The sequence below is a fragment of the Vagococcus sp. 211 genome, assembly GCF_056322705.1.
This window is the reverse complement of record NZ_CM150475.1, coordinates 1,958,103-1,978,288: the sequence shown is the minus strand read 5'-3', so window position 1 is coordinate 1,978,288 and position 20,186 is coordinate 1,958,103. Positions and strand designations below refer to the sequence as shown.

General features: G+C 35.4%; 22 protein-coding genes. 20 read left to right on the top strand and 2 right to left on the bottom strand.

Annotation, left to right across the window (positions count from 1 at the left end):
* Positions 1–22: 22 nt before the first annotated feature.
* The gene (locus ACVWM0_RS09445; protein ID WP_476472391.1) at positions 23–676 is read right to left on the bottom strand and encodes a helix-turn-helix domain-containing protein; all 654 of its coding nucleotides are present in this window, start codon (positions 674–676) and stop codon (positions 23–25) included.
* Between the two features lie 179 nt (positions 677–855).
* Between ACVWM0_RS09445 and ACVWM0_RS09440 the strand changes: the two genes are divergently transcribed.
* The 15 genes from ACVWM0_RS09440 to ACVWM0_RS09370 all read left to right on the top strand — a co-directional run bounded on the left by ACVWM0_RS09440 (position 856) and on the right by ACVWM0_RS09370 (position 13,268).
* Positions 856–1,134: a DNA-binding protein gene (locus tag ACVWM0_RS09440; protein WP_476472390.1), complete on the top strand. Its 279-nt coding sequence runs from the start codon at positions 856–858 to the stop codon at positions 1,132–1,134.
* A gap of 360 nt (positions 1,135–1,494) precedes the next feature.
* Entirely contained in the window at positions 1,495–1,764 is a 270-nt protein-coding gene (locus ACVWM0_RS09435; RefSeq protein WP_476472389.1) for a hypothetical protein, read from the top strand.
* Between the two features lie 102 nt (positions 1,765–1,866).
* The gene (locus ACVWM0_RS09430; RefSeq protein WP_476472388.1) at positions 1,867–2,715 is read left to right on the top strand and encodes a hypothetical protein; all 849 of its coding nucleotides are present in this window, start codon (positions 1,867–1,869) and stop codon (positions 2,713–2,715) included.
* A 15-nt stretch (positions 2,716–2,730) separates the two neighbouring features.
* Entirely contained in the window at positions 2,731–3,558 is an 828-nt protein-coding gene (locus tag ACVWM0_RS09425; protein ID WP_476472387.1) for an ATP-binding protein, read from the top strand.
* 35 nt (positions 3,559–3,593) lie between these two features.
* Complete coding sequence (locus ACVWM0_RS09420) at positions 3,594–4,085, top strand: hypothetical protein (RefSeq protein ID WP_476472386.1); 492 nt, start codon at positions 3,594–3,596, stop codon at positions 4,083–4,085.
* A 10-nt stretch (positions 4,086–4,095) separates the two neighbouring features.
* The gene (locus ACVWM0_RS09415; RefSeq protein ID WP_476472385.1) at positions 4,096–4,692 is read left to right on the top strand and encodes a hypothetical protein; all 597 of its coding nucleotides are present in this window, start codon (positions 4,096–4,098) and stop codon (positions 4,690–4,692) included.
* Between the two features lie 71 nt (positions 4,693–4,763).
* The gene (locus ACVWM0_RS09410; RefSeq protein ID WP_476472384.1) at positions 4,764–4,898 is read left to right on the top strand and encodes a DUF2292 domain-containing protein; all 135 of its coding nucleotides are present in this window, start codon (positions 4,764–4,766) and stop codon (positions 4,896–4,898) included.
* Between the two features lie 170 nt (positions 4,899–5,068).
* Positions 5,069–5,278 carry a hypothetical protein gene (locus ACVWM0_RS09405; RefSeq protein ID WP_476472383.1) on the top strand — a complete coding sequence of 70 codons (210 nt, stop codon included), beginning with the start codon at positions 5,069–5,071 and terminating at the stop codon, positions 5,276–5,278.
* Positions 5,279–5,319: 41 nt separating this feature from the next.
* Positions 5,320–5,697 (top strand): phage replication protein, encoded by a 378-nt coding sequence (locus tag ACVWM0_RS09400; protein WP_476472382.1) that lies wholly within the window; start codon positions 5,320–5,322, stop codon positions 5,695–5,697.
* Positions 5,697–6,089, top strand: a complete 393-nt coding sequence (locus tag ACVWM0_RS09395; RefSeq protein ID WP_476472381.1) for a hypothetical protein — start codon at positions 5,697–5,699, stop codon at positions 6,087–6,089. The genes ACVWM0_RS09400 and ACVWM0_RS09395 overlap by 1 nt, the downstream gene beginning before the upstream one ends.
* On the top strand, positions 6,082–6,315 hold the full coding sequence (locus tag ACVWM0_RS09390; RefSeq protein ID WP_476472380.1) for a hypothetical protein: 234 nt from the start codon (positions 6,082–6,084) through the stop codon (positions 6,313–6,315). The genes ACVWM0_RS09395 and ACVWM0_RS09390 overlap by 8 nt, the downstream gene beginning before the upstream one ends.
* Positions 6,316–6,325: 10 nt before the next feature.
* Positions 6,326–6,907, top strand: coding sequence for a hypothetical protein (locus ACVWM0_RS09385; RefSeq protein ID WP_476472379.1), 582 nt, complete (start codon positions 6,326–6,328; stop codon positions 6,905–6,907).
* 67 nt (positions 6,908–6,974) lie between these two features.
* Positions 6,975–7,595, top strand: a complete 621-nt coding sequence (locus ACVWM0_RS09380) for a hypothetical protein (RefSeq protein WP_476472378.1) — start codon at positions 6,975–6,977, stop codon at positions 7,593–7,595.
* Positions 7,596–8,699: 1,104 nt separating this feature from the next.
* On the top strand, positions 8,700–9,794 hold the full coding sequence (locus ACVWM0_RS09375; protein ID WP_476472377.1) for an Abi family protein: 1,095 nt from the start codon (positions 8,700–8,702) through the stop codon (positions 9,792–9,794).
* A 621-nt stretch (positions 9,795–10,415) separates the two neighbouring features.
* Positions 10,416–13,268 (top strand): endo-beta-N-acetylglucosaminidase, encoded by a 2,853-nt coding sequence (locus ACVWM0_RS09370; RefSeq protein WP_476472376.1) that lies wholly within the window; start codon positions 10,416–10,418, stop codon positions 13,266–13,268.
* Between the two features lie 37 nt (positions 13,269–13,305).
* Here the strand turns inward: ACVWM0_RS09370 and rnhC are convergent, their stop codons facing one another.
* Positions 13,306–14,229, bottom strand: coding sequence for a ribonuclease HIII (rnhC, locus tag ACVWM0_RS09365; RefSeq protein ID WP_476472375.1), 924 nt, complete (start codon positions 14,227–14,229; stop codon positions 13,306–13,308).
* Positions 14,230–14,407: 178 nt separating this feature from the next.
* On the opposite strand from rnhC, the gene zapA reads away from it, so the two are divergent.
* The 5 genes from zapA to uvrC all read left to right on the top strand — a co-directional run bounded on the left by zapA (position 14,408) and on the right by uvrC (position 20,169).
* Positions 14,408–14,881, top strand: coding sequence for a cell division protein ZapA (gene zapA / locus ACVWM0_RS09360; RefSeq protein WP_476472374.1), 474 nt, complete (start codon positions 14,408–14,410; stop codon positions 14,879–14,881).
* A gap of 17 nt (positions 14,882–14,898) precedes the next feature.
* A complete protein-coding gene (locus ACVWM0_RS09355; protein ID WP_476472373.1) occupies positions 14,899–15,447 on the top strand; it encodes a CvpA family protein in 549 nt (182 codons plus the stop codon).
* Positions 15,448–15,527: 80 nt separating this feature from the next.
* The gene (locus ACVWM0_RS09350) at positions 15,528–17,903 is read left to right on the top strand and encodes an endonuclease MutS2 (protein WP_476472372.1); all 2,376 of its coding nucleotides are present in this window, start codon (positions 15,528–15,530) and stop codon (positions 17,901–17,903) included.
* Between the two features lie 72 nt (positions 17,904–17,975).
* Positions 17,976–18,287 (top strand): thioredoxin, encoded by a 312-nt coding sequence (gene trxA / locus ACVWM0_RS09345; RefSeq protein ID WP_476472371.1) that lies wholly within the window; start codon positions 17,976–17,978, stop codon positions 18,285–18,287.
* Positions 18,288–18,384: 97 nt separating this feature from the next.
* Positions 18,385–20,169 carry an excinuclease ABC subunit UvrC gene (gene uvrC, locus ACVWM0_RS09340; protein WP_476472370.1) on the top strand — a complete coding sequence of 595 codons (1,785 nt, stop codon included), beginning with the start codon at positions 18,385–18,387 and terminating at the stop codon, positions 20,167–20,169.
* The last annotated feature ends 17 nt before the right edge of the window (positions 20,170–20,186 follow it).

Here is a 20,186-nt window from a genome sequence, read left to right as displayed (position 1 = left end):
GCGCATGTTGGGAAGAGGGATACTAAAGAGTATCTATTAAGTCGATCGCAGAATCGTTAGGATTAAATTCAGACGGTTCTGGAAATATAGGATTTTGATAATTATCTATATCTATGTATGCAGTTCTAAAAGAATAATGTAAATCAAAATTAACTCTAAGTACGTCATTGAATGAGTATAACTCTTTTAATAATGGAAGTAATTTTTTTATTAAGAAGAAACCGAACTCATCGAATCTACCTTGACTAATTTTATTCAACATTAACATAACAAACGGTTCAGATATATAAAAATTATTCTTTAATCTAGATTTATCACTACAATCGGAGTATTCAATAATTTCTAGTTTCCCAGATTTATTAGTGAAGAAATCAATTTTATACGGGATACTAATTTCATCTCCGTTATACAGTATGCATAACTCGATATAATCAAATTTATTTTCATTTGGAATATGTATATATATTCCAAAATCCATTGCACTTTGAGTAAAAAAATCTTCAATAGGCGCATTGAAGAAGCGAAGCAAAGTATCTAATGTAGAAAATTGGATACCTGAACTTTCGTTGTTTGCTAAGGAAGTTAATGCTTGCCTTGAAATTTTAGTTTCTTTTGATAACTGACTGAAGTTTATACCTCTTAACTCCATGAAGTCTTTTAAATTACATTTAATCATGCGTATCACTCCTTGCTAAAATACTATCATATAAATTAAATGATGTATACAGATAACAAAATTGATTATTTTGTTATTTTCATTTGACAATTTGATGTGTAATGATGTATGTTATTTGTAGGTAACATTTATATGTTTAAAGTTATCTGTAGTTAACTTATGATTGGGAGGAAGTTTTCATGAATAACGTGCAAGTGTTCTTATCAGAAGAACAAAGCAATGAGTTAAAAAGCTATATCTATGGAATTACGAAAGAAAGTATTGAAGAAGCTAGAAAAAATGCAGGATTAGATCAAGATATTTTAAAACAGAAACATTGTGCAGATGCGTTTAACGTAAGTGTAAATACTTTTAAAAGCTGGATTATTCAAGGAGCACCGGAAATAAGATTAGATTCAGGAATGGTTTTATATAGCAAAAAAGCGATAACAGAATGGTTATTACAACACCAAAAATAAATAATATGTGGGCGCATGTTAAGAGTGGTTGAAATGTTGAAAAAATTAGGTGTTTATAGTTTGAATAAAGGAGGTGAAAGTAATGTACAGCGCTAGGAGGTTAAGCGTGTTAATCGGAATATTCTTATTAGGTGCTTTTATTAATTCGATAAACAGTGATTTGATTATCGTCATAGCAATACCGATAATTGTTTTAAATTATCTAATGTTTGAGGAAGCAAGCTATAAAAGGACACAAAAAAAGCGCCTGAACGACTGTAATCGTTAAGGCGCAGAGGTAAATAGAATATCGAAAGACTATTTACCTCTTATTGTAAAGGAAAAACACATTACAATCAATTAAATCGGAGGAAAAGAGTAATGATAAACAATCAATTATTAATAGATGGGGAAGCTGTGACGCAAGAAAAATTACTGGATGCTTCAAATGAGCTAATAAAATTAAGCGAGATATTGGAGCTAACTATTATGGTGTTAGAAGACAAAGGTTATTTACTTTCAAAAGGAGATGAATTCGCTTTGATGTATTTTCTTAAGACAAAAGGATTAGAAAGAATAGAAGATACTTTAAACCAAGTGAACAAGACAATAGTTGAGGTATCTAATAGCATTTGTCCTGATTTGGATTAGGTAGCTATATGGAAAAAGAACTATTAGTTATTGAATCTGCTGATCTAGTTAATTGGAACGGAGATTTGATTTATAACTACCAAAAAATTGGAGGTTTAAGATATGGCTAGAAGGTTAATAAGCACAACTATAATCAGTTCAGCTAAGTTTTTAAAAATGCCTCCTTCTACTCAAAATTTATATTTTCATTTAATAATGAATGCTGATGATGATGGGATAACAGAGGGTTTCTCAGTTATGAGATTAGTTGGAGCAAATGAGGACGATTTAAAAATTTTAGTAAGTAAGGGGTTTATTGTAGTTCTAAATGAAGATTTGGTAACTTATGTTATCGATTGGTTAGAGCATAATAAAATTAGAGCTGATAGAAAAGTAGATAGTATCTACTTACCTCTACTATTACAAGTTTTACCTGATGTTGAGGTAAGAAAATCTTTAAAAAAGTTAGTTAGTCCGCCAGATGACAGTCAAACGTCAGACGGTGGGCTGTCAAAAGTCGGCATAAGTAAAGGTAAGTTAAGAGAAGTTAATACAAGTAAAGAGAATATAAGAAAAGACAATCAATCACCTTCTAAAGAAGCTGACAAAGTTAATCTTAAAAATTCTTTTGAATCAATTTGGAAGTTATATCCAAAGAAGCAAGGTAAAGACAATTCTTTCAAGGCGTATCAGAAAGCTATTAAAGAAGGTATATCGGATGAACAGATAATAAAAGGTATTGAAGATTATAAGAAGCAGATTGAAATGCAACGAACTGAAATACAATTTGTAAAAAATGGAAGTACATTCTTCAATCAACGTTGTTATTTAGACGAGTTTATAACGACACCTAACAAAAAGGGACATCAAGTACAACAAGCAGAGGAAATACCTCCTGAATGGGCTAAGGAATACGCTAGTGCTGGTGAATTTACGGTTAGTGATGATGATCTATTGGACTTACCTTTTTAAGAAAGGAGATTTAACATGCAATTAGGAAACATTAAAATACCTGAGAGCCAGATTGAGCGTACTGGATTTATTGAGTTGGAGGAACTATGTGATAAAAAAGGGCATGAGAGATGCAAGTTATGGCATTTTAATGGTGAAATAATTTGTCCCGCTTGCTCGGTTGAAAGAAAAAACAATGAATTTGAGCGAAAAGAAACAGAAAAACAGTTTAACGCTACTGCAGAAGGTAGAAGACAATATTTATATCGTCACAGTATTATGCATGATAAGAAACTGTTTGATAAAGGGGTTAGAGGATTTGTTAATAAAAGTGACAATGAGAGTAGAATAAAAAGTGATGCACATAAAGTCGTTAAGGAAGTATTAGAAAACAATCGTAATGTATTTATGGTTGGATCTCCAGGAGTTGGGAAAACACATCTCATGATAGGAATGCTTAAAAACATTAATGAGCTGGATAACTCGAAAAAATGCTTGTTTGTTTCAGTACCTAGACTATATGAATTAATTCGGAAATCTTACGACAGTAACTATACTGATGGAATGAGTGAGGGCGACTATATCGAGTTGTTAGCTAGTGCTGACGTTTTAGGATTGGATGATATAGGCGGGGAATTATCGATGAACACGAATAAACAAGCGTCAGACTTTAGCTCCCGTATTCTTTACAGTATTTTAAATGCCAGGGAGAGCAAGACGACTTTATTTACTAGTAATCTAACGTTGGATGAATTAAAAACAATACTGGATGGACGTATCGTATCTAGGATAAAGAGTAATATGCTAAAAATGGACTTTAACGGAATTACTGATAAAAGAGAATATGAATACAAGTTAAAATAATAATAGTTTACGAGGTTAAGTAAGGAGAGGAACGCATGCTTGATACATTATCATTGATTGAGAAGTATTTCAGATTACCGGAAAAAATCAAAGAGTTAACGGCTAAGAAAAAGATGATTGATCATGCGTTCTATCTTCAAAATATGGCTACACGGATAGATTATGGTGAATTAGGTATACAGGCCAGGGCGTTCAAAGTTGAAAAGATGGTGATAGAACATCAAATGGCTTTAGAGGTCATTGATAAGCAATTAGAACGCAACTTAGTTAGATGTGATTATTTCATCAAGTACTTAAATAGTCTATCTAAAACAGACCGACAAAGCTTATACAAGCGGTTTATGTACAGTCATGATGTGAGGATAGATAAAGGGCTAGAAGATGGCGTGTTAGATGAAATTAACGAGATAGAAGTGTGTATCTGTTTAAGGGAAGGGATAGACGTACCGGAAACCTTGCCGAGAATTGAGTTAACCGCAGATTTTGATAATAATTTAACGATGCTAGGCGACTTGTTCGCCATTTAGGAGGGATAGAGTGACTAAAAAAGTCCGGGTTCAATATTACCTAAGACGTTGGAAGATGTTAGAGGAAAACGTGAATGATTTAAAACCTTGTGAGCTGGATAATGCCAAGATATTGTTTAATAGCTTGCCTAAGTTAAACGAGGACGATTTAAGTCTGTTAAAAGCTAAATATTACGATACAAACAAAACATGTTCTTTTGATAAGACCAGGGGTGTGTATACGTCCTGTATGCCAATTAACGACGAAGTGAGAGCTTATCATGAGAATGTAACCATAGAACAGTATGGAGCCAATAGGCGGCTAGCAGAGGGAAGACTAGAGGATGTTATGTTAGAAGTGGGGCATGAGCTACTTCATAGCAAAGAAAAGATATATCTGAAGATTAATCGCTTTTTATATATTAAACACGTTGAGATACAAGAAGATGTTTTTCTTAAAGGTCATGTTGAAGTGAGTGATATTAGGTTAACAGGAAGTATCGGGATCAATGACAAACAAGTCTTTGATTTATCGGATGATGTGGTAAAACAAGGCGTATTGAAGTTAGAACAATATGGTTTTGAGCGTGAAGCTTTAAGCGTCAGTGAGTTAGAGAGATTGAGCTAGTTATTGGATAGTCAAAAAAGACTAATAGTAACGGCAGTTTAACAACTAAAAACAATTAGGAGGAAATTATAATGGATAAAGTATACATCGATTCAAAAGGTAAAAATACAGTGGTAGAGTTACCAAAGTATGGTGAGGTTAGAATTGTTGTTCAAGATGGTAAAGTAATGTACCTAGAAACTAAAACAAGTCAAAAATTAGCCTAATAAAACGTAGTAAAAAGCGTGTAAATGTAGTACGAAACGTTATAAAGTGTTATAATATAGATAACATATAGATACAAGTCTGACTGGAAAAACCAGAGGGCATAAGCAAATTACTCTTAATCGAGTGGTGGGCTTGTGTCCTCTTTTTTTGTTAGGAAAGGAGCTATAACATGCCTAATTATTATAGAAAATCATTATCGGACCGAATTACAAATATAGAAAAGAAATTAGTGAAACCGATTAACCCGGTACTTATAACAGATTTAAACGATGATGGAACAATAGGGCCGTGGAGATTTAACGAGGAACAATTAGATCAATACGTTAAAGATAACGGCTATCAAGTGGTATTCATTGATGATATATCCGACTTTGAATAGTGGAAGGTAGTAAAAACAAGTATATGAAAGGACGTGATAACGTGGCGGAGTTATTAAACCAACGACAAGAAAAGTTTTTAAAAGCTTTGTTTGAAACAGATACGATTGAAAAAGCGTGTGCTTTAGCAGGTATTAATAAGAACACAGGTTTTAAGTACATGAAAGACGAAACCTTTATTAAAGAGTATAGAGCCATTAGGCGTGAACTAATGCAACAGGTTACAGGTAAGCTTCAACAAGCTTCAGATGATGCGGTAAAGGTGCTAGAGGACGTTATGCATGATAAAGAGAACTCCACACCGAGCGCAAGGGTTCAATCAGCTAAGACAGTGCTAGAAATGGCGTACCGTTCTATTGATATAGATGATATTCAAGAACGTGTTGAGGGTATCGAGGAAGTTATAAGAGGGCAAGAGTAATGAATAACAAGATGTTACTGAAAAGATTAAAGCAATTAGAACAAGAGTTAGAGCCTACGAATGATAATTATCAATTTTTTGAAGCTATTGCAATGGATTTAACGTTTATAACGATTGATATAGAGTTATTGAGAAGGACATCGGGACGTTATAGTCAAGAAGTCAACGATGAAGCCTTTAATCAAATAAGAGCTAAGATTACTTACTACACAGGTTTAATTGAGGAGCAACAAAGTAATAAGATAGTTAAAAGAATCAGCACTAAGATGGCTAAAGGTGAGCGTGTAACGGACGATGTTTACTGTGAGTTACTTCAGCTATTAGAACCGGATGAGTGTTGGTATTACGACCAAAATAATATAAAAAGAAAGAAGGAAAATAATAATGAATGAACACAAGGTTGATCCAGTACAAAAAAGAATGGCAGAATTATTGAGTAAAGAATATGGATTGGATGACAATCAAGCTAAAAAAATTGAATTATACAGTCTTGATGAACAGGAGGGCGTGGCGAAAAAATATGCCCAAGATAATCTATTAGAATTACAACGATCTAATATGGAACAAAGAAAAGATATTCAAGATTTAAATAAATATAGAATTACGGATTCTTACTAGGAGGAATATAATGAATAAAAAATATAACCAATTATTTATTGAAACGACTGGAAAATTTAGTGAACTAGACACACGTATAAAAATTTTATCTGACTTAGTAGAGGAATATAAAATTGATGTGACAAAAAAAGATGGATTAAATAAAAAATCCATTGAATCAACTATTAAAAGGAAATCAGAATTAAGTGATTTTGAGGTAGCTTTGAAAGATGCCGAACAAGAACGCACAGAACTTGTTGATAGTATCAGTAAAGGTCTGGCTAAGGAATTAAACGATGTTAAAAAGAGCTATGTAAACGACGTTAAAAATGAATCTAGGAACAAGATAGAACAATCTATTAAAGAAGTTTTAACGGCTATACAGACGACAATTACAGCTAGTGATAATGAATTAGAATCAGCGTTGGATAAATTTGAAAGTCAAGTACATGATGATTATAGTAATTACTTGAATATTTCTAGTCTTGAAAAAGTTACTTTATCTTATACAAATAATTTCACTGGCGTAGCAAGGGAAGTCTTAGGCAATAAAAAAGTTACTGAACCATTAGGATTGATTAGTCGATACGATCTTGACAATCTGTGTCAATAAATGAAAACCCACTTTAATTAGTGGGCTTTTTGATTATATAAAAATATTTCATGGAGGAGCTATGACGATGACGAACGAAGAATACAATATAAAAGTGTTTTGGGATATTTTTAGAAGGCAATACGGCATAGACAAGCTTTCTAAATACCAAGAAGAATTGTTTTGGGATGAAGCTAGAAAACAACGTGAATGGTGTTGGTATAGTAATAGTCCGGAGTATGCTATTACAGAAGCGTTTCCCTATGATAAGCCGGCTATGTTGGAGAAATGGTGGAAACATCTTAACCTAGAAGATAAACAAAAATATCTCATGTCTGCTTGGCTAGGTAAAGGGTCAGCGATACTCGTTGGTTATAATTGGTGGGAAGATAAGTTTAAAGAAGTCGGTTATGTAACGAATACAGAGATTAAGCAGGAAGACTTGAAGCCTATAACTTTATATCGTGGAAGTTTACCAAACTTAAGCGTAGGTATGTCCTGGACAACAAAAACCGAGTTTGCGACACTTTTTAAAGATCAATACGAAGAAAGTAAGGTATACACGATTGATGCTGTTCCTAGTGATGTGTTGGGTATTATGGAAAGCGTAGCAGGAGAAGTGGGGGGTGAAAGTTTTAGAGGTATAGAATATATCCTGGATACAACTAAACTAGATGGAAGAATTAATGAATTGGATAAATCACTTTAATTAGTGGTTTTTTCTTTTGTTGTTTAAATGCTTTTTTAGAAATCATTAATTGTAGTGTTTGATAAGGTATAGAGTTATAACTTATAACTTATAAATTATAACAAAAATAACGAACCATATACTATTCATAAATTGGATAAAAGCTTGTAGATAGTAATAGAAGCTCTGTATACAAATATACAAATATACAAATAGTCAATTATATAAATGGAAAAGCAATCATCCCTTTTTACCCTCAAAACTGTAATTATTAGAGTATGTTTTTATCTAACCTGTACTATTTACGTATTAGGTAGTACCTGGTACAAGTATTATTTGTATCATCTATTGAGGTGTAACATGCATGAGGATAACGCAATTTAGCGTTAAGCGGTAGGGTAGCCGAATAATCGGCAGGGTGGCATAATTTTATGCTACCTTACCACTCGTATATGACACCACACTTTTGTGTGCTCGTAACATCAACCGAGCCAATTTTGGCTTTGTTAAGCCCAAGGTAAATCTCCTCCGGGTAGCATGTCTTACTAGTTAATTGTCGTTCAAAACGATATCAAAGTTTATTCTCCACAAGTGGAGAAAGAAGAAGTAAGCAATCCTTACTCCAGGTATTTACCCAGCTATACTAATTTAAAAGCCTTACAATGCTTATGTGTGCAGTCGTTATCACTCGAAGTGATAGGGTAAAGCTGAAGTAAACAATCCTTAGGTCAGGTCAAAGGGTACGAACAATATTCGTATCCTTTTTTATTAGCCGAAGCCATTTTTGGCTTGGGTATCTGAATTAAATATCAGCTAAGTTAGAGGGTGCGAATATTATTCTTAACCTTTCGAAGCTGGGGGTACTAATAGTTCGCGCAGGTATCTTGTGGCTCGTAATAATGTTACGACCCTTTAATAAATACTAAAAATTACTAAGTTTTGTTATTGGGGATTATTAGAATTAATGCTAACATATTTATAGATTGCGACGTTAACAATTGTTAACCTGCTTCATTATTTGATGATGTAATTAATCAATCAACAGCTTTTAAAAAAGATAATGAATTGAAATATCAAGATATCGAACGTATACTAATATTAAAATATATTTTAGGAGACAATCTAATGAAAATTGATAGTGAAAATATGAAAAAGTTGTCACAGGTTGGTAAGGAGATACAAAAAGATAAAAAATCATCTAAGTTATTAATTAATACAGAAAGTAATGATGAAGATATAAGTAGGGTTTTAAAAATTGTTCAAGCAAATGGTAAATTATCATTAGATGATCAAATAACATATATGAAGTACAAAGGAATAGAATTTAAACATATCAACGAAGAAAAAGCAAAAGAGTATCTATCGAAAAATACGTATTATTATAAAGTTACAGCGTTTCGAAAAAATATAAATAAAAAAAATGGATCATACGTGGGATTAGATTTTGGTATGTTAAATGACTTAGCAACGATAGATATGTATCTTAGATATATATTGATAAAATTAAATTTAGATATAGAACATTCTCTTAAGGCGTTGTTGGTAAATGCGATAACAGACTCTAAGTCAGAAGATGGTTACTCGATTGTGAGTGAGTATAACGAGTATTGTAGGAGTAAGTTGTTATCTGAAAATCCAAGGTTTGATATAAATAATTATATATCAGTAGACAGAAAAATTATGTCTAGAAATAAAGATTCAACAGGTTATCATTATGAGTTATATGAAAAAAGAAAGAATAACCCTCCTATTTGGGTATTAATAGAATTGATGTCCTTTGGGGAGTTAATTCGCTTTATAGAATTTTATTATGAAGCCAATAAGTCAAACAAAAATACTTTTACAGAAGCGTATGATCTTTTAAAATATACTAAAAATTTTAGAGATTCAGCAGCTCATAGTAGACCGTTATTATTAAATATTACATTAAAAAAACAAATAAAACCTAAACAAGAAGTTACGGAATATGCTGAAAAAGCAGGGGTTAAAAAATTAGAAAGAAAACAAATTATATCCAATAAAAAAATCCATGATTTTATTTGTATTTTAATGTTACACGAGAAGTATATAAGCAGCGAGGATATGAAAGAAGATAGAAAAGAAGAACTGTCGAGGTTAAAAATAAGATGTTCTAAGAGAAACATTTATTATAGTGAGCAAAAAGAATTAAAAGAAGTTTATGAAGTTTTTTGTAAAGTTGTTGCTAAATATCATTTGTAGTGATAAGATTTATTCAAAGGAAAAAACGGTGAGACCGTTTATCACTTATAAGCTAAGTTGTTTATAGGCTGGTTATTCTTCAATATAGACTATTTAATACAGATATACCGTTTCGGTTTGTATTAAATAGTTTATTTTTTTAGATAGAATGTATAAAATAGCGTCCGCATAAATTGGATTTACTAACTGAATGCCATATTGAATGCCATTCATTTTATAGTTACTGATTTATAGTGATAGTTGAACGCCATCAAAACACATTTTTCTACTATGTTCAAACAATTTAATACATACTGAAATGTGAAAGCTATTTGAAGCAGAAGAAGAATTATAAGAGATAAATAAAAACTTACCCCTTGTTGTATCGGGGGTAAGTTTTTTTATTTTCTTTGACTACCCGATGTTTATTATCATTACTATCCTCTTATTGTAGTCTTAAAATAACATAAATTATTATTTAAAAGGTATAATAACTATAATTTGTCTCATTAATCCTATAGTTTGTTCGTTATCAAATGATAATGAAACCGTTATCTTTGTTAGTGGGGAAGTGTAAACAGACCAAGACTTCCTATGTATCAGTCAGTTGAGTAGACAAAAAGAAAAATTAGGGGGATATACATGAAATACAGTGAGTTTAGAAAAGCATCTACAGCAGTGTTGCTTGTGGCAACGACTGTAGGTATGGCAGGATGTTCTAATGATGGCGGGATCAAAACAGGAAAAAGCGACATTAATTTTTCTGAAACAGAAGCAAGTAAAATAGACAAAGGGATGGAGAATCAACCAGAGTCCTCTTATTGGTTTCCAGAAGAATTACTTGCTTGGGATGCGGACAAAGATTTAGATGCTAAATACAATATTAGTCACACACCACTAGCAACACGTGTAGCAAAAGAAAGCTTACCAAAAGCCAATGGCACACAAAACGAAGAGATGAAAGTTGTGGCCTTATCTATTATGAACAGTAGTACCAGTGGTAATGCACCTCATGGTAGTAATACTTTTGATGCCAATGTTTTTTCTAACTGGCAGTATATTGACCAACTTGTTTATTGGGGAGGGTCTTCAGGGGAAGGAATTATTGTTCCGCCTAGTGCTGATGTTGTTGACGCAGCTCATAAAAATGGTGTACCTGTATTGGGAACTATCTTTTTCCCGCAAACAGCTCACGGTGGTCAAATTGAATGGTTAGACACGTTCCTAGAAAAAGACTCAGAAGGACACTTCCCTATGGTGGATAAGTTAATTGAAGTGGCTAATGTTTATGGTTTTGATGGTTGGTTTATTAATCAAGAAACTGATACAGAAGTAACGAGTTTTGATGACGTAAAAGAAGGTAAAGAATCAGACAAAGAAGGCGCAACAGAAGGTGGCCTGTCTAAAGAACATGCTGATTTAATGCAAGAGTTGATGGCAGAATACAAAAAAACAGCGGGGGATGACTTAGAGTTAATGTGGTATGACTCTATGACAAGCGAGGGAGAGATGGACTGGCAAAATGCCTTAACAGATAAAAATCAAGCGTATATGGTTGATGCAGAGATGAACCCATTAGCTGATAGCATGTTCTTAAACTTTTGGTGGAACACGGACAAGTACGCCAAAGACGAGTTATTGAAGGCGTCAGAGAAAAAAGCGGAAGAGCTACAAATAAACCCTTATGATTTATATGCGGGCATTGATGTCCAAGAGAATGGTTATTCAACACCAGTAAAATGGGATTTGTTTACTGATGGGGAAGGAAAAGCTTACACATCTCTTGGTTTATATGTTCCTAGTTGGACCCATGATACTGCAGGAGATCCAGATGATTTTCAAACAAGAGAAAACATTTTTTGGGTAAATAGTAAGATGGATGCCACGCAAGGTGAGTTACCAAAAGATAACGAATGGCCAGGTATCTCTACATTTGCAGTGGAACAGACAGCTATCACGAGCTTACCATTTAAAACAAACTTTAACTTAGGAAATGGTTATAATTACTTTATTGATGGTGATAAAGTATCAAGTATGAATTGGAACAACCGAAGCATGCAAGATGTGATGCCGACCTATCGTTGGAACTTTGAACATGGTAAGGATAATCGTTTGGATGTGACTATGGATTACGCTGATGCTTACAATGGTGGAAATTCCTTGAAATTAAGAGGGAATATGACAGACGGGGAAACCAGTAGAATGAAGTTGTATGGCTTGGAAGCTAGACTTGAAAAAGACATCTTGTTTACGACTACCGCCAAAGCGTCAGAAGAGACAGAACTGAACTTAGTGTTAGGTTTTGAAGATGAGACGACGGAAGTGTTTAAAGGAGATAAAAAGGTGGAGGACGAGTGGACAACCATCACCTATGACACGAAAAAGGCAGAAGGAAAAGTGATTACGTCGATTTCTTATGACATCGAGGCAGAGGAAGGATCAGATACTTACGAATTGCGTCTAGGTCAATTGGCAGCCCAACCAAAAGCAGAGAAAGTTAACATGTCTGTGGCAGGATTAACGATTGAGGATGCTATCTTTGATGAAGAAGAAAGTAATTTTGCTGGTGTCCGTTTATTCTGGGATGAAGATAAGTCAGACGCGGTCTCTTACTATGAGATTTACCGAGTGAATGGGGATAAGACCCGGTCATTCTTAGGAGCAACCCCAGCAGCTAACCACTACATTAATGCGTTAGAAAGAAACGATGAGACAAACAAAACCGTCTTTGAAGTAGTCCCTGTTGATAATTTTGGTAACCGAGGCAAAGCGTCAGAAAGTGTGACGATGGAATGGCCTGATAATAGTGTACCAAAAGCAGACTTCAACGCGTCTCGTACCTTGATTGCACCAGGAGATAAGGTAACCTTTACTAATAATTCTTCTACGAACACAGAAAGCGTGAAGTGGGAATTTGAAGGAGGAGACATCGAAACAAGTACGGATGATAATCCAGTTGTAGCCTTTGAAAAAGCCGGAACGTATACAGTAAAAATGACGGCGATTAATAAAGCAGGAGAAACACCGATTGAGAGGACATCCTTAATAACAGTAGATGATAAAGCTAAGGGAGACTTAGATTTAGTATCTAAGGGTGTGGATACAGAAGCCTCTTCTTTTGTTAATGACGGTGAAGCACCAGAATTTGCGGTAGATGGTAAGTTGGATACCAAATGGTGTGCAACAGGAACACCACCTCACTCTATTACGTTGGACTTAGGGGAAGCAAAAACAATTAGTGAAGTCCACCTTGATCATGCAGAAGCAGGGGGAGAAGGACCAGATATGAATACCCGAGCATACACGATTGAAGTGAGTGAAGACGGGAAAGAGTTTGAAAAAGTTACCCGAGTTATCAACAATGAAGGAGCAACAAGTGTGGATACATTTAGCGCAACGTCAGCTAGATATGTGAGGTTAACCATCGACAAACCAACCCAAGGAGCAGATTCTGCGGCTAGAATTTATGGTGTGAGTGTTTATGGCTTGAAATAAAAAAATGAGGCTCTCCTTAAGAGGGCCTCATTTTTTATTAGCGGTTAGCCAAAGTCATCGCTTTTTCAGTGTTAGCAAAATGAAGTTTGGCATAATCTGAAAGGAGAGCTTTTCCGCCTTTTTTAATGATCTTTGCTGCAGCTAGGTCTGACTTATTACCAGCGCCAGAAGGGATAGTAAACCCAAGTTCTTTGCTCGCTTTATCTAATTCTTCTAAAAAAGTGGCACGACAAATAATCGATGCTGCTGCAACAGCTAGGTGATGTTGCTCCCCTTTGGTGGCGAAATAGAGGTTATCTGTCACTTGGTATTGTTCAGAGGCGAGGTACTCTCTGTAATTGGTCTCTGGTGTGAATTGGTCAATAAGAATCCCATCAGGTGTGACAGGGGCTAATTCTTGTAGTAGTAAATAAATGGCTTGATTATGCAAAGCTACTTTCATGCGGTTCACATTATAGTTAGGCTGAATCTCATTGTATTTTTTAGGTGTCACAATCAGTTTTTTAAATAAGACAACGTGTTCGATATCTTTTGCAATCTTTCTTATCATTGGATCTGTTAACATTTTAGAATCTTTTACCCCTAGTTCTTTTAAAAGAGGCAGTTGTTCCTTTGTGGCATAAGCGGCACACACCACAACAGGACCTAGATAGCTTCCGTTCCCAACTTCGTCGCTGCCAACAACAGACCAAGAAGCAAAATCACGGGGCAAGGTAGTACCTTTACTTTTATTTTGTTTAGGTGCCGTAGAAGGTGACCCATTGCCCCAACGACTTGCTTCACTTTCTGCTTGTATTCCTTGGAATAGAACTTTTCCTGACTGGTAAGCTGTAATCACTGCTCCTGGTATTTTGGCAGAGAATATAGCGTAAGGTGGCGTTTTTCCTAAGTTATTTTCGTAGTGTTTTTGCATCTTAGTAATGGTAGATTTATCTAATTTAAGGGTAATGGATTGGCTCACTGTTTTTTTCCGACCTTTCTTATCTTCTTTGTTTGGTTCTTAGTTTAGCAAAAAAAAGCGGCTTTGGAAAATAAGGAAGAGGAAAAAACGGCTAATTTTATTGGATAAAATTGTCATTTATTCAAAACTTCGTTATAATTAAGCTAATGTTATCATGGACAAGGTAAGGAGGGGCACTATGGTATCTCATGAAGAGAAAAAAAGATACAAAGCGACGATTGCAGGTAATTCTTATACCATTATCGGTAATGAAAGCCACTATCATATGGATATCGTGAATGATTTGGCGAATGAACAATTAGAAATAATTAAACAACAGACCCCAAATATTTCAACAGAGCAAGCCGCAACGTTATTAGCAATTAATACACTATCGCTTCAGGTGAAGCAACAAGAGACGATTTTGGACCAACGAAAAGAAATTGAGCGTCTCACCCGAGAACTAAAGCAAACCAAAGAATTAGAAGATAGAATTGCTAAAATTGAAGAGCGTGAGAAAGAAGCCAGACAAGTTGCGATACAAGAAAACCGAGAATTAACAGAGGCAGAGATGGATAATCACATTGAGGTACAAAAGATATTAAATCAACAGGTCAAAGAAAAAATTCAAAGAAACAATGACCACAAGAAAACAACGAGCAACAAAATCTAAAGATAAGGTTTGAATATATGTTAACTATAATGATTTTTTTATTACTAGCCATGGCATTTTATACAGGATATAGAAGAGGCCTTGTGCTACAGTTGGTTTACGTTGCAGGGTATACTATCACGTTTATTGTCGCTCAAAACTATTACAAAAAATTAGGGAAAATGCTTGAGTTATGGGTGCCTTACCCAGCGCCAACAGCAAAGACTCAATTTGTGTTATTTGATTCTTCAATGATGTTTGATATGGATCAAGTGTTTTATGCCGGATTTGCTTTTATATTAGTGATGATTGCTGGATGGCTTATCACCCGATTTGTTGGGATGTTGAGCTATTCGTTGACCTTTATCCCTATTTTAAAACAAGGCAATGATTTAGCCGGTGGTATCGTCAGTGGACTGATGATGTTGTTTGGATTAACGATTGTGTTAACCTTACTTGCAACCGTTCCGTTACCGGTGATTCAGAATCAATTTAGCAAAAGCAACTTAGCTCAAAATTTAGTCAATCATACGCCAGTTATGTCTAATTTATTAGAATCTTGGTGGGTGACAAAAATAATTAAATGATGAACGTAAAGAAGAACCAGTACGTGGTTCTTTTTCTTTTAACAACAGAGTAGATCAGAGATGGGGAAGTGAACAAAGAGATGAATAGTAGGATTTTAACTATTTTAGAGTTTGATAAAATTAAACAATTATTATCCCAATACATTGTGACAAAATTGGGAGAAGAACACGTCACACACTTAGTTCCAACAAGTGATGAAGACAAAATAGAAGAAAGTTTAGAAGAGACCAAAGATGCTTTTGATGTGCTGCGTTTAAGAGGTGGGATTCCAATCCCTGTTTTAGAAAAAATTAAGCCTCACATGAAGCGTATTGAGATTGGTGCCATGTTGAATGGCCTTGAGTTAGCTCAAGTTGGCCGCGTCTTAAGTAGTGTGACAGAAGTCCAACGTTTCTTTGACGACTTAGAAGCAGCAGAAATAGAGCTTCAAAGGTTATACGATTGGCGAGACAAAATGATTGCCTTACCTGAAATTTCAAAAGCCATTCGTTTGTCCATCGAGGAAGACGGCCGTGTAACAGATGAAGCCTCAGCAGAATTAAAACAGATTCGTCAAAGCATACGTAAATCTGAACAAAGTGTCAGAGAACAGTTAGACGGTATATTACGTGGAAGCAAGGCTAAATATTTAAGTGACACCATTGTTACCATGCGTAATGATCGTTATGTTATCCCTGTTAAGAGTGAGTACCGTAGTCAATTAGGCGGAGTAGTACATGACCAAAGTGCGTCAGGTCAAACCGTCTTTGTTGAACCAAGACAAGTAGTAGAACTTAATAATAAATTACGTCAACATCAAATCGCAGAACGCCAAGAAATCGAGCGTATCTTAGCCGAATTATCTAATGAACTAGCCCCTTATCGCCAAGAAATACTGCAAAATGCCTTTGTATTAGGAAAGCTAGACTTTATTAATGCTAAAGCGTTATTTGGTAAAGGAATGAAGGGCATTGTTCCGCATTTAAACGTAGATAAGAAAGTGTCTTTAAAACAAGCCCGTCACCCGTTGATTGATGAAGATAAAGTAGTACCTAATGATATTATTCTAGGAGAAGATTATCAGGCGATTGTCATTACAGGACCTAATACAGGTGGTAAAACGATTACATTAAAAACCTTAGGGCTACTACAATTGATGGGACAAGCAGGATTGCCGATACCAGCTCATGAAGACAGTGTTATTAGCATTTTTTCAGATATTTTTGCTGACATTGGCGATGAGCAGTCCATCGAACAAAACTTGAGTACGTTCTCCTCACACATGACGAATATTGTGGATATCTTGCACCATCTAGATGAAAATAGTTTAGTTCTATTTGATGAGTTAGGCGCCGGGACAGATCCACAAGAGGGGGCTGCTTTGGCTATCTCTATTTTAGACCAAGTAGGAGCTAAGGGGGCTTATGTGATGGCAACCACTCACTACCCTGAACTAAAAGTATATGGCTACAACCGTGCGGGAACCATCAATGCGAGTATGGAGTTTGATGTGGATACGTTGAGTCCAACGTATCGTTTATTGATTGGTATTCCAGGTCGTAGTAATGCTTTTGATATTTCTAAGAGATTAGGACTAGATACAAGCATTATTGATCAGGCTAAACAAATCATTGACGGAGAAAGCCAAGACTTGAATGACATGATTTCTGATTTAGAGAACCAACGAAAAATGACAGAGACGGAGTATTTAGAAGTCCGTCATCATGTGGAAGAATCAGAGGAGTTACATCGTGAACTGAAAGAAGCCTACCAAGAGTTCTTTACAGAACGAGAGAGAGAGCTAGGCAAAGCGAAGCAGCAAGCCAACGAGATTATTGCTTCCGCAGAAAAAGACGCTGAAAAACTCATTCAAGAGATTCGACAATTACAACTTCGTGGAGACAATCATCAAGTCGTGAAAGAGCATGAATTGATTGATATTAAAACGCAAATGTCTGATTTGAAGCATGAAGAAGACCATCTGAAGAAAAATAAGGTCCTTCAAAAAGCGAAAGCGAAAAAGAACTTTAAAGAAGGAGACGATGTCAAAGTCGAAACCTTTGGCCAACGAGGAACCCTTCTTAAAAAAGTGGGAAATACTGATTGGCAAGTTCAACTAGGTATTTTGAAAATGACGATTAATGAAGATGATATGACCCTACTCGCACCAGAGAAAGAATCAACTATGCGTGTGACAGGTGTCAGAAGCAGTGGCGGAGGGGCTAGACAGGCTGTATCCACACAACTTGATTTACGTGGTAAACGGTATGAAGCTGCCTTAGCAGACCTGGATCAATACATTGATGCGGCATTATTAGCTAACTACCCACAAGTCACCATTGTTCATGGTCGTGGAACTGGTGCGATTAAAAAAGGGGTTCAAGATTACTTGAAACAAAATCGCCGAGTAGCAAGTTATGAATATGCCCCTCATAATCAAGGGGGAGACGGTGCGACCATCGCAACATTTAAATAGTAAGCAAATAAATAGAAATGGACTACCCCCTATGGTATGATTTCTTTAGATAACTTAAGGAGATGGATAATTATGGTATTAGATATTACAGATGCTAATTTTACTGAAGAAACAAATGAAGGGTTAGTATTAATCGACTTTTGGGCACCTTGGTGTGGACCTTGTCGTATGCAAACACCTATCTTAGAAGGTCTATCAAACGACTTTGAAGACCGTGTTAAAATTGTGAAAGTCAACGTTGACGAAAACCCTCAAACAAGCCAAGCTTTTGGTATTATGAGTATTCCAACATTAATCTTGAAAAAAGATGATAAAGTAGTAGAAACAATGGTTGGCGTGCAACAAAAACCTCAATTAGAAGCATTATTCAACAAATATTTATAATCCATTAAATCACCTGATAGTTAGGTACTATCAGGTGATTTTTGTTTTCATTCAGTGCTATACTAAGTAGATATAATGTGATAAGTGGGGATAATCAATGAATGAACGAATAAAAAACAAACTAGCCTTGCTTCCTGATCAACCAGGATGTTACTTAATGAAAGACAAAGACGGTACGATTATTTACGTTGGAAAAGCTAAGATACTCAAAAATCGTGTGCGGTCTTATTTTACAGGAAGTCATGACACTAAGACGGAACGACTTGTCAGTGAAATTGTGGATTTTGAGTACATCGTCACCGAATCCAATACCGAAGCACTCCTTCTTGAAATCAATTTGATTCAAAAGAACATGCCTAAATACAATATTATGTTGAAAGACGATAAGTCGTATCCTTTTATTAAAATCACTAACGAAAAAGCCCCTCGGTTATTGATTACTCGCAAGGTATTAAAGGACAATGCCATTTATTTTGGACCTTACCCTGATGTGCGAGCAGCCAATGAAACAAAGCGGTTGTTAGATAGAATGTATCCTTTAAGGAAGTGTCAAAATTTACCTAATGAGGTTTGCTTGTATTATCATATGGGCCAATGTTTAGGACCTTGTATTAATGACGTCGTTGAAGAGCAGTACAAAGAGATGGTAGAAGAAATTAAACACTTCTTAAACGGTGGGGGGTATATGGAGACTCAGAAGAAAATCGAGAAGAAGATGCAAGAAGCAGCTGAACAGATGAACTTTGAGCAAGCGGCAGAGTACCGGGATCAAATCAATGCTATCCAAGCAGTTATGACGAAACAAAAAATGACCAATGCAGATTTTGTTGACCGAGATGTGTTTGGTTACGCTGTGGATAAGGGATGGATGGTGGTTCAAGTCTTTTTCGTCCGTCAAGGGAAACTAATTGAGCGACAAGTCTTTGACTTTCCCTTCTATAATGAAGCGGAGATGGATTTTTTAACTTTTATTGGCCAGTTTTATCAATCAGCCCAACATTTTATGCCACAAGAAATCTTTATACCACAAACAATCGATAAAGAGAGTGTTGCGGCTATGGTAGCTGCGAAAGTGTATCAACCACAACGGGGAGAAAAGAAAAAATTAGTAGAATTAGCTAATAAGAATGCCCATATCTATTTAAAAGAGCAGTTTAGTTTAATTGAACGAAAAGAAGAGCGAACCGTTGGTGCCATTGAACGATTAGGCAATGCCATGGGAATTCCGACACCTATCAGAATAGAGGCCTTTGATAATTCTAATATTATGGGAACAGACCCTGTATCAGCGATGGTCGTATATATTGATGGTAAGCCACAAAAAAGAGATTACCGTAAATTTAAAATAAAAACAGTAGACGGACCAGACGATTATGCGTCAATGAAAGAGGTAATCTACCGTAGATACTCTAGGGTATTAAAAGAAAACCTTCCTCTTCCTGATTTGATTTTAATTGATGGGGGCAAAGGACAAGTCCATGCAGCCCAAGAGGTACTTGATAATCAATTGGGATTAGATATACCCATTGCGGGATTGGCTAAAAATGATAAACACAAGACCAGTGAATTGTTGTTTGGACCAGACCTTGAAGTGGTCCCTTTGAAACGACAATCTCCCGAGTTTTTCTTGTTGCAACGTATACAAGATGAGGTCCATCGTTTTGCGATTACGTTCCACCGCACGACACGCAGTAAGACAAGCTTTGCCTCTAAATTAGATAATATTGAAGGACTCGGACCAAAAAGAAAGCAACATCTCCTGAAAGAATTCAAATCCGTGAAAAAAATTGCTGAAGCCACAGAAGAAGAGTTAAGAAACATAGGCTTACCCAAAACAGTGGCACAAAATATAAGGAAACATTTTAATTCGGAAGAATCATAGTCAAAGGATTAAAAAAA

What these genes read in the sequence shown, in the direction of transcription:
- zapA (WP_476472374.1), top strand. Translation starts at nt 14,408, where the DNA reads ATGGTATCTCATGAAGAGAAAAAAAGATACAAAGCGACGATTGCAGGT.
- ACVWM0_RS09375 (WP_476472377.1), top strand. Translation starts at nt 8,700, where the DNA reads ATGAAAATTGATAGTGAAAATATGAAAAAGTTGTCACAGGTTGGTAAG.
- ACVWM0_RS09435 (WP_476472389.1), top strand. Translation starts at nt 1,495, where the DNA reads ATGATAAACAATCAATTATTAATAGATGGGGAAGCTGTGACGCAAGAA.
- ACVWM0_RS09370 (WP_476472376.1), top strand. Translation starts at nt 10,416, where the DNA reads ATGAAATACAGTGAGTTTAGAAAAGCATCTACAGCAGTGTTGCTTGTG.
- ACVWM0_RS09355 (WP_476472373.1), top strand. Translation starts at nt 14,899, where the DNA reads ATGTTAACTATAATGATTTTTTTATTACTAGCCATGGCATTTTATACA.
- ACVWM0_RS09445 (WP_476472391.1), bottom strand. Translation starts at nt 676, where the DNA reads ATGATTAAATGTAATTTAAAAGACTTCATGGAGTTAAGAGGTATAAAC.
- ACVWM0_RS09410 (WP_476472384.1), top strand. Translation starts at nt 4,764, where the DNA reads ATGGATAAAGTATACATCGATTCAAAAGGTAAAAATACAGTGGTAGAG.
- ACVWM0_RS09395 (WP_476472381.1), top strand. Translation starts at nt 5,697, where the DNA reads ATGAATAACAAGATGTTACTGAAAAGATTAAAGCAATTAGAACAAGAG.
- ACVWM0_RS09405 (WP_476472383.1), top strand. Translation starts at nt 5,069, where the DNA reads ATGCCTAATTATTATAGAAAATCATTATCGGACCGAATTACAAATATA.
- ACVWM0_RS09390 (WP_476472380.1), top strand. Translation starts at nt 6,082, where the DNA reads ATGAATGAACACAAGGTTGATCCAGTACAAAAAAGAATGGCAGAATTA.
- ACVWM0_RS09430 (WP_476472388.1), top strand. Translation starts at nt 1,867, where the DNA reads ATGGCTAGAAGGTTAATAAGCACAACTATAATCAGTTCAGCTAAGTTT.
- ACVWM0_RS09440 (WP_476472390.1), top strand. Translation starts at nt 856, where the DNA reads ATGAATAACGTGCAAGTGTTCTTATCAGAAGAACAAAGCAATGAGTTA.
- ACVWM0_RS09350 (WP_476472372.1), top strand. Translation starts at nt 15,528, where the DNA reads ATGAATAGTAGGATTTTAACTATTTTAGAGTTTGATAAAATTAAACAA.
- ACVWM0_RS09385 (WP_476472379.1), top strand. Translation starts at nt 6,326, where the DNA reads ATGAATAAAAAATATAACCAATTATTTATTGAAACGACTGGAAAATTT.
- trxA (WP_476472371.1), top strand. Translation starts at nt 17,976, where the DNA reads ATGGTATTAGATATTACAGATGCTAATTTTACTGAAGAAACAAATGAA.
- ACVWM0_RS09420 (WP_476472386.1), top strand. Translation starts at nt 3,594, where the DNA reads ATGCTTGATACATTATCATTGATTGAGAAGTATTTCAGATTACCGGAA.
- ACVWM0_RS09425 (WP_476472387.1), top strand. Translation starts at nt 2,731, where the DNA reads ATGCAATTAGGAAACATTAAAATACCTGAGAGCCAGATTGAGCGTACT.
- ACVWM0_RS09380 (WP_476472378.1), top strand. Translation starts at nt 6,975, where the DNA reads ATGACGAACGAAGAATACAATATAAAAGTGTTTTGGGATATTTTTAGA.
- uvrC (WP_476472370.1), top strand. Translation starts at nt 18,385, where the DNA reads ATGAATGAACGAATAAAAAACAAACTAGCCTTGCTTCCTGATCAACCA.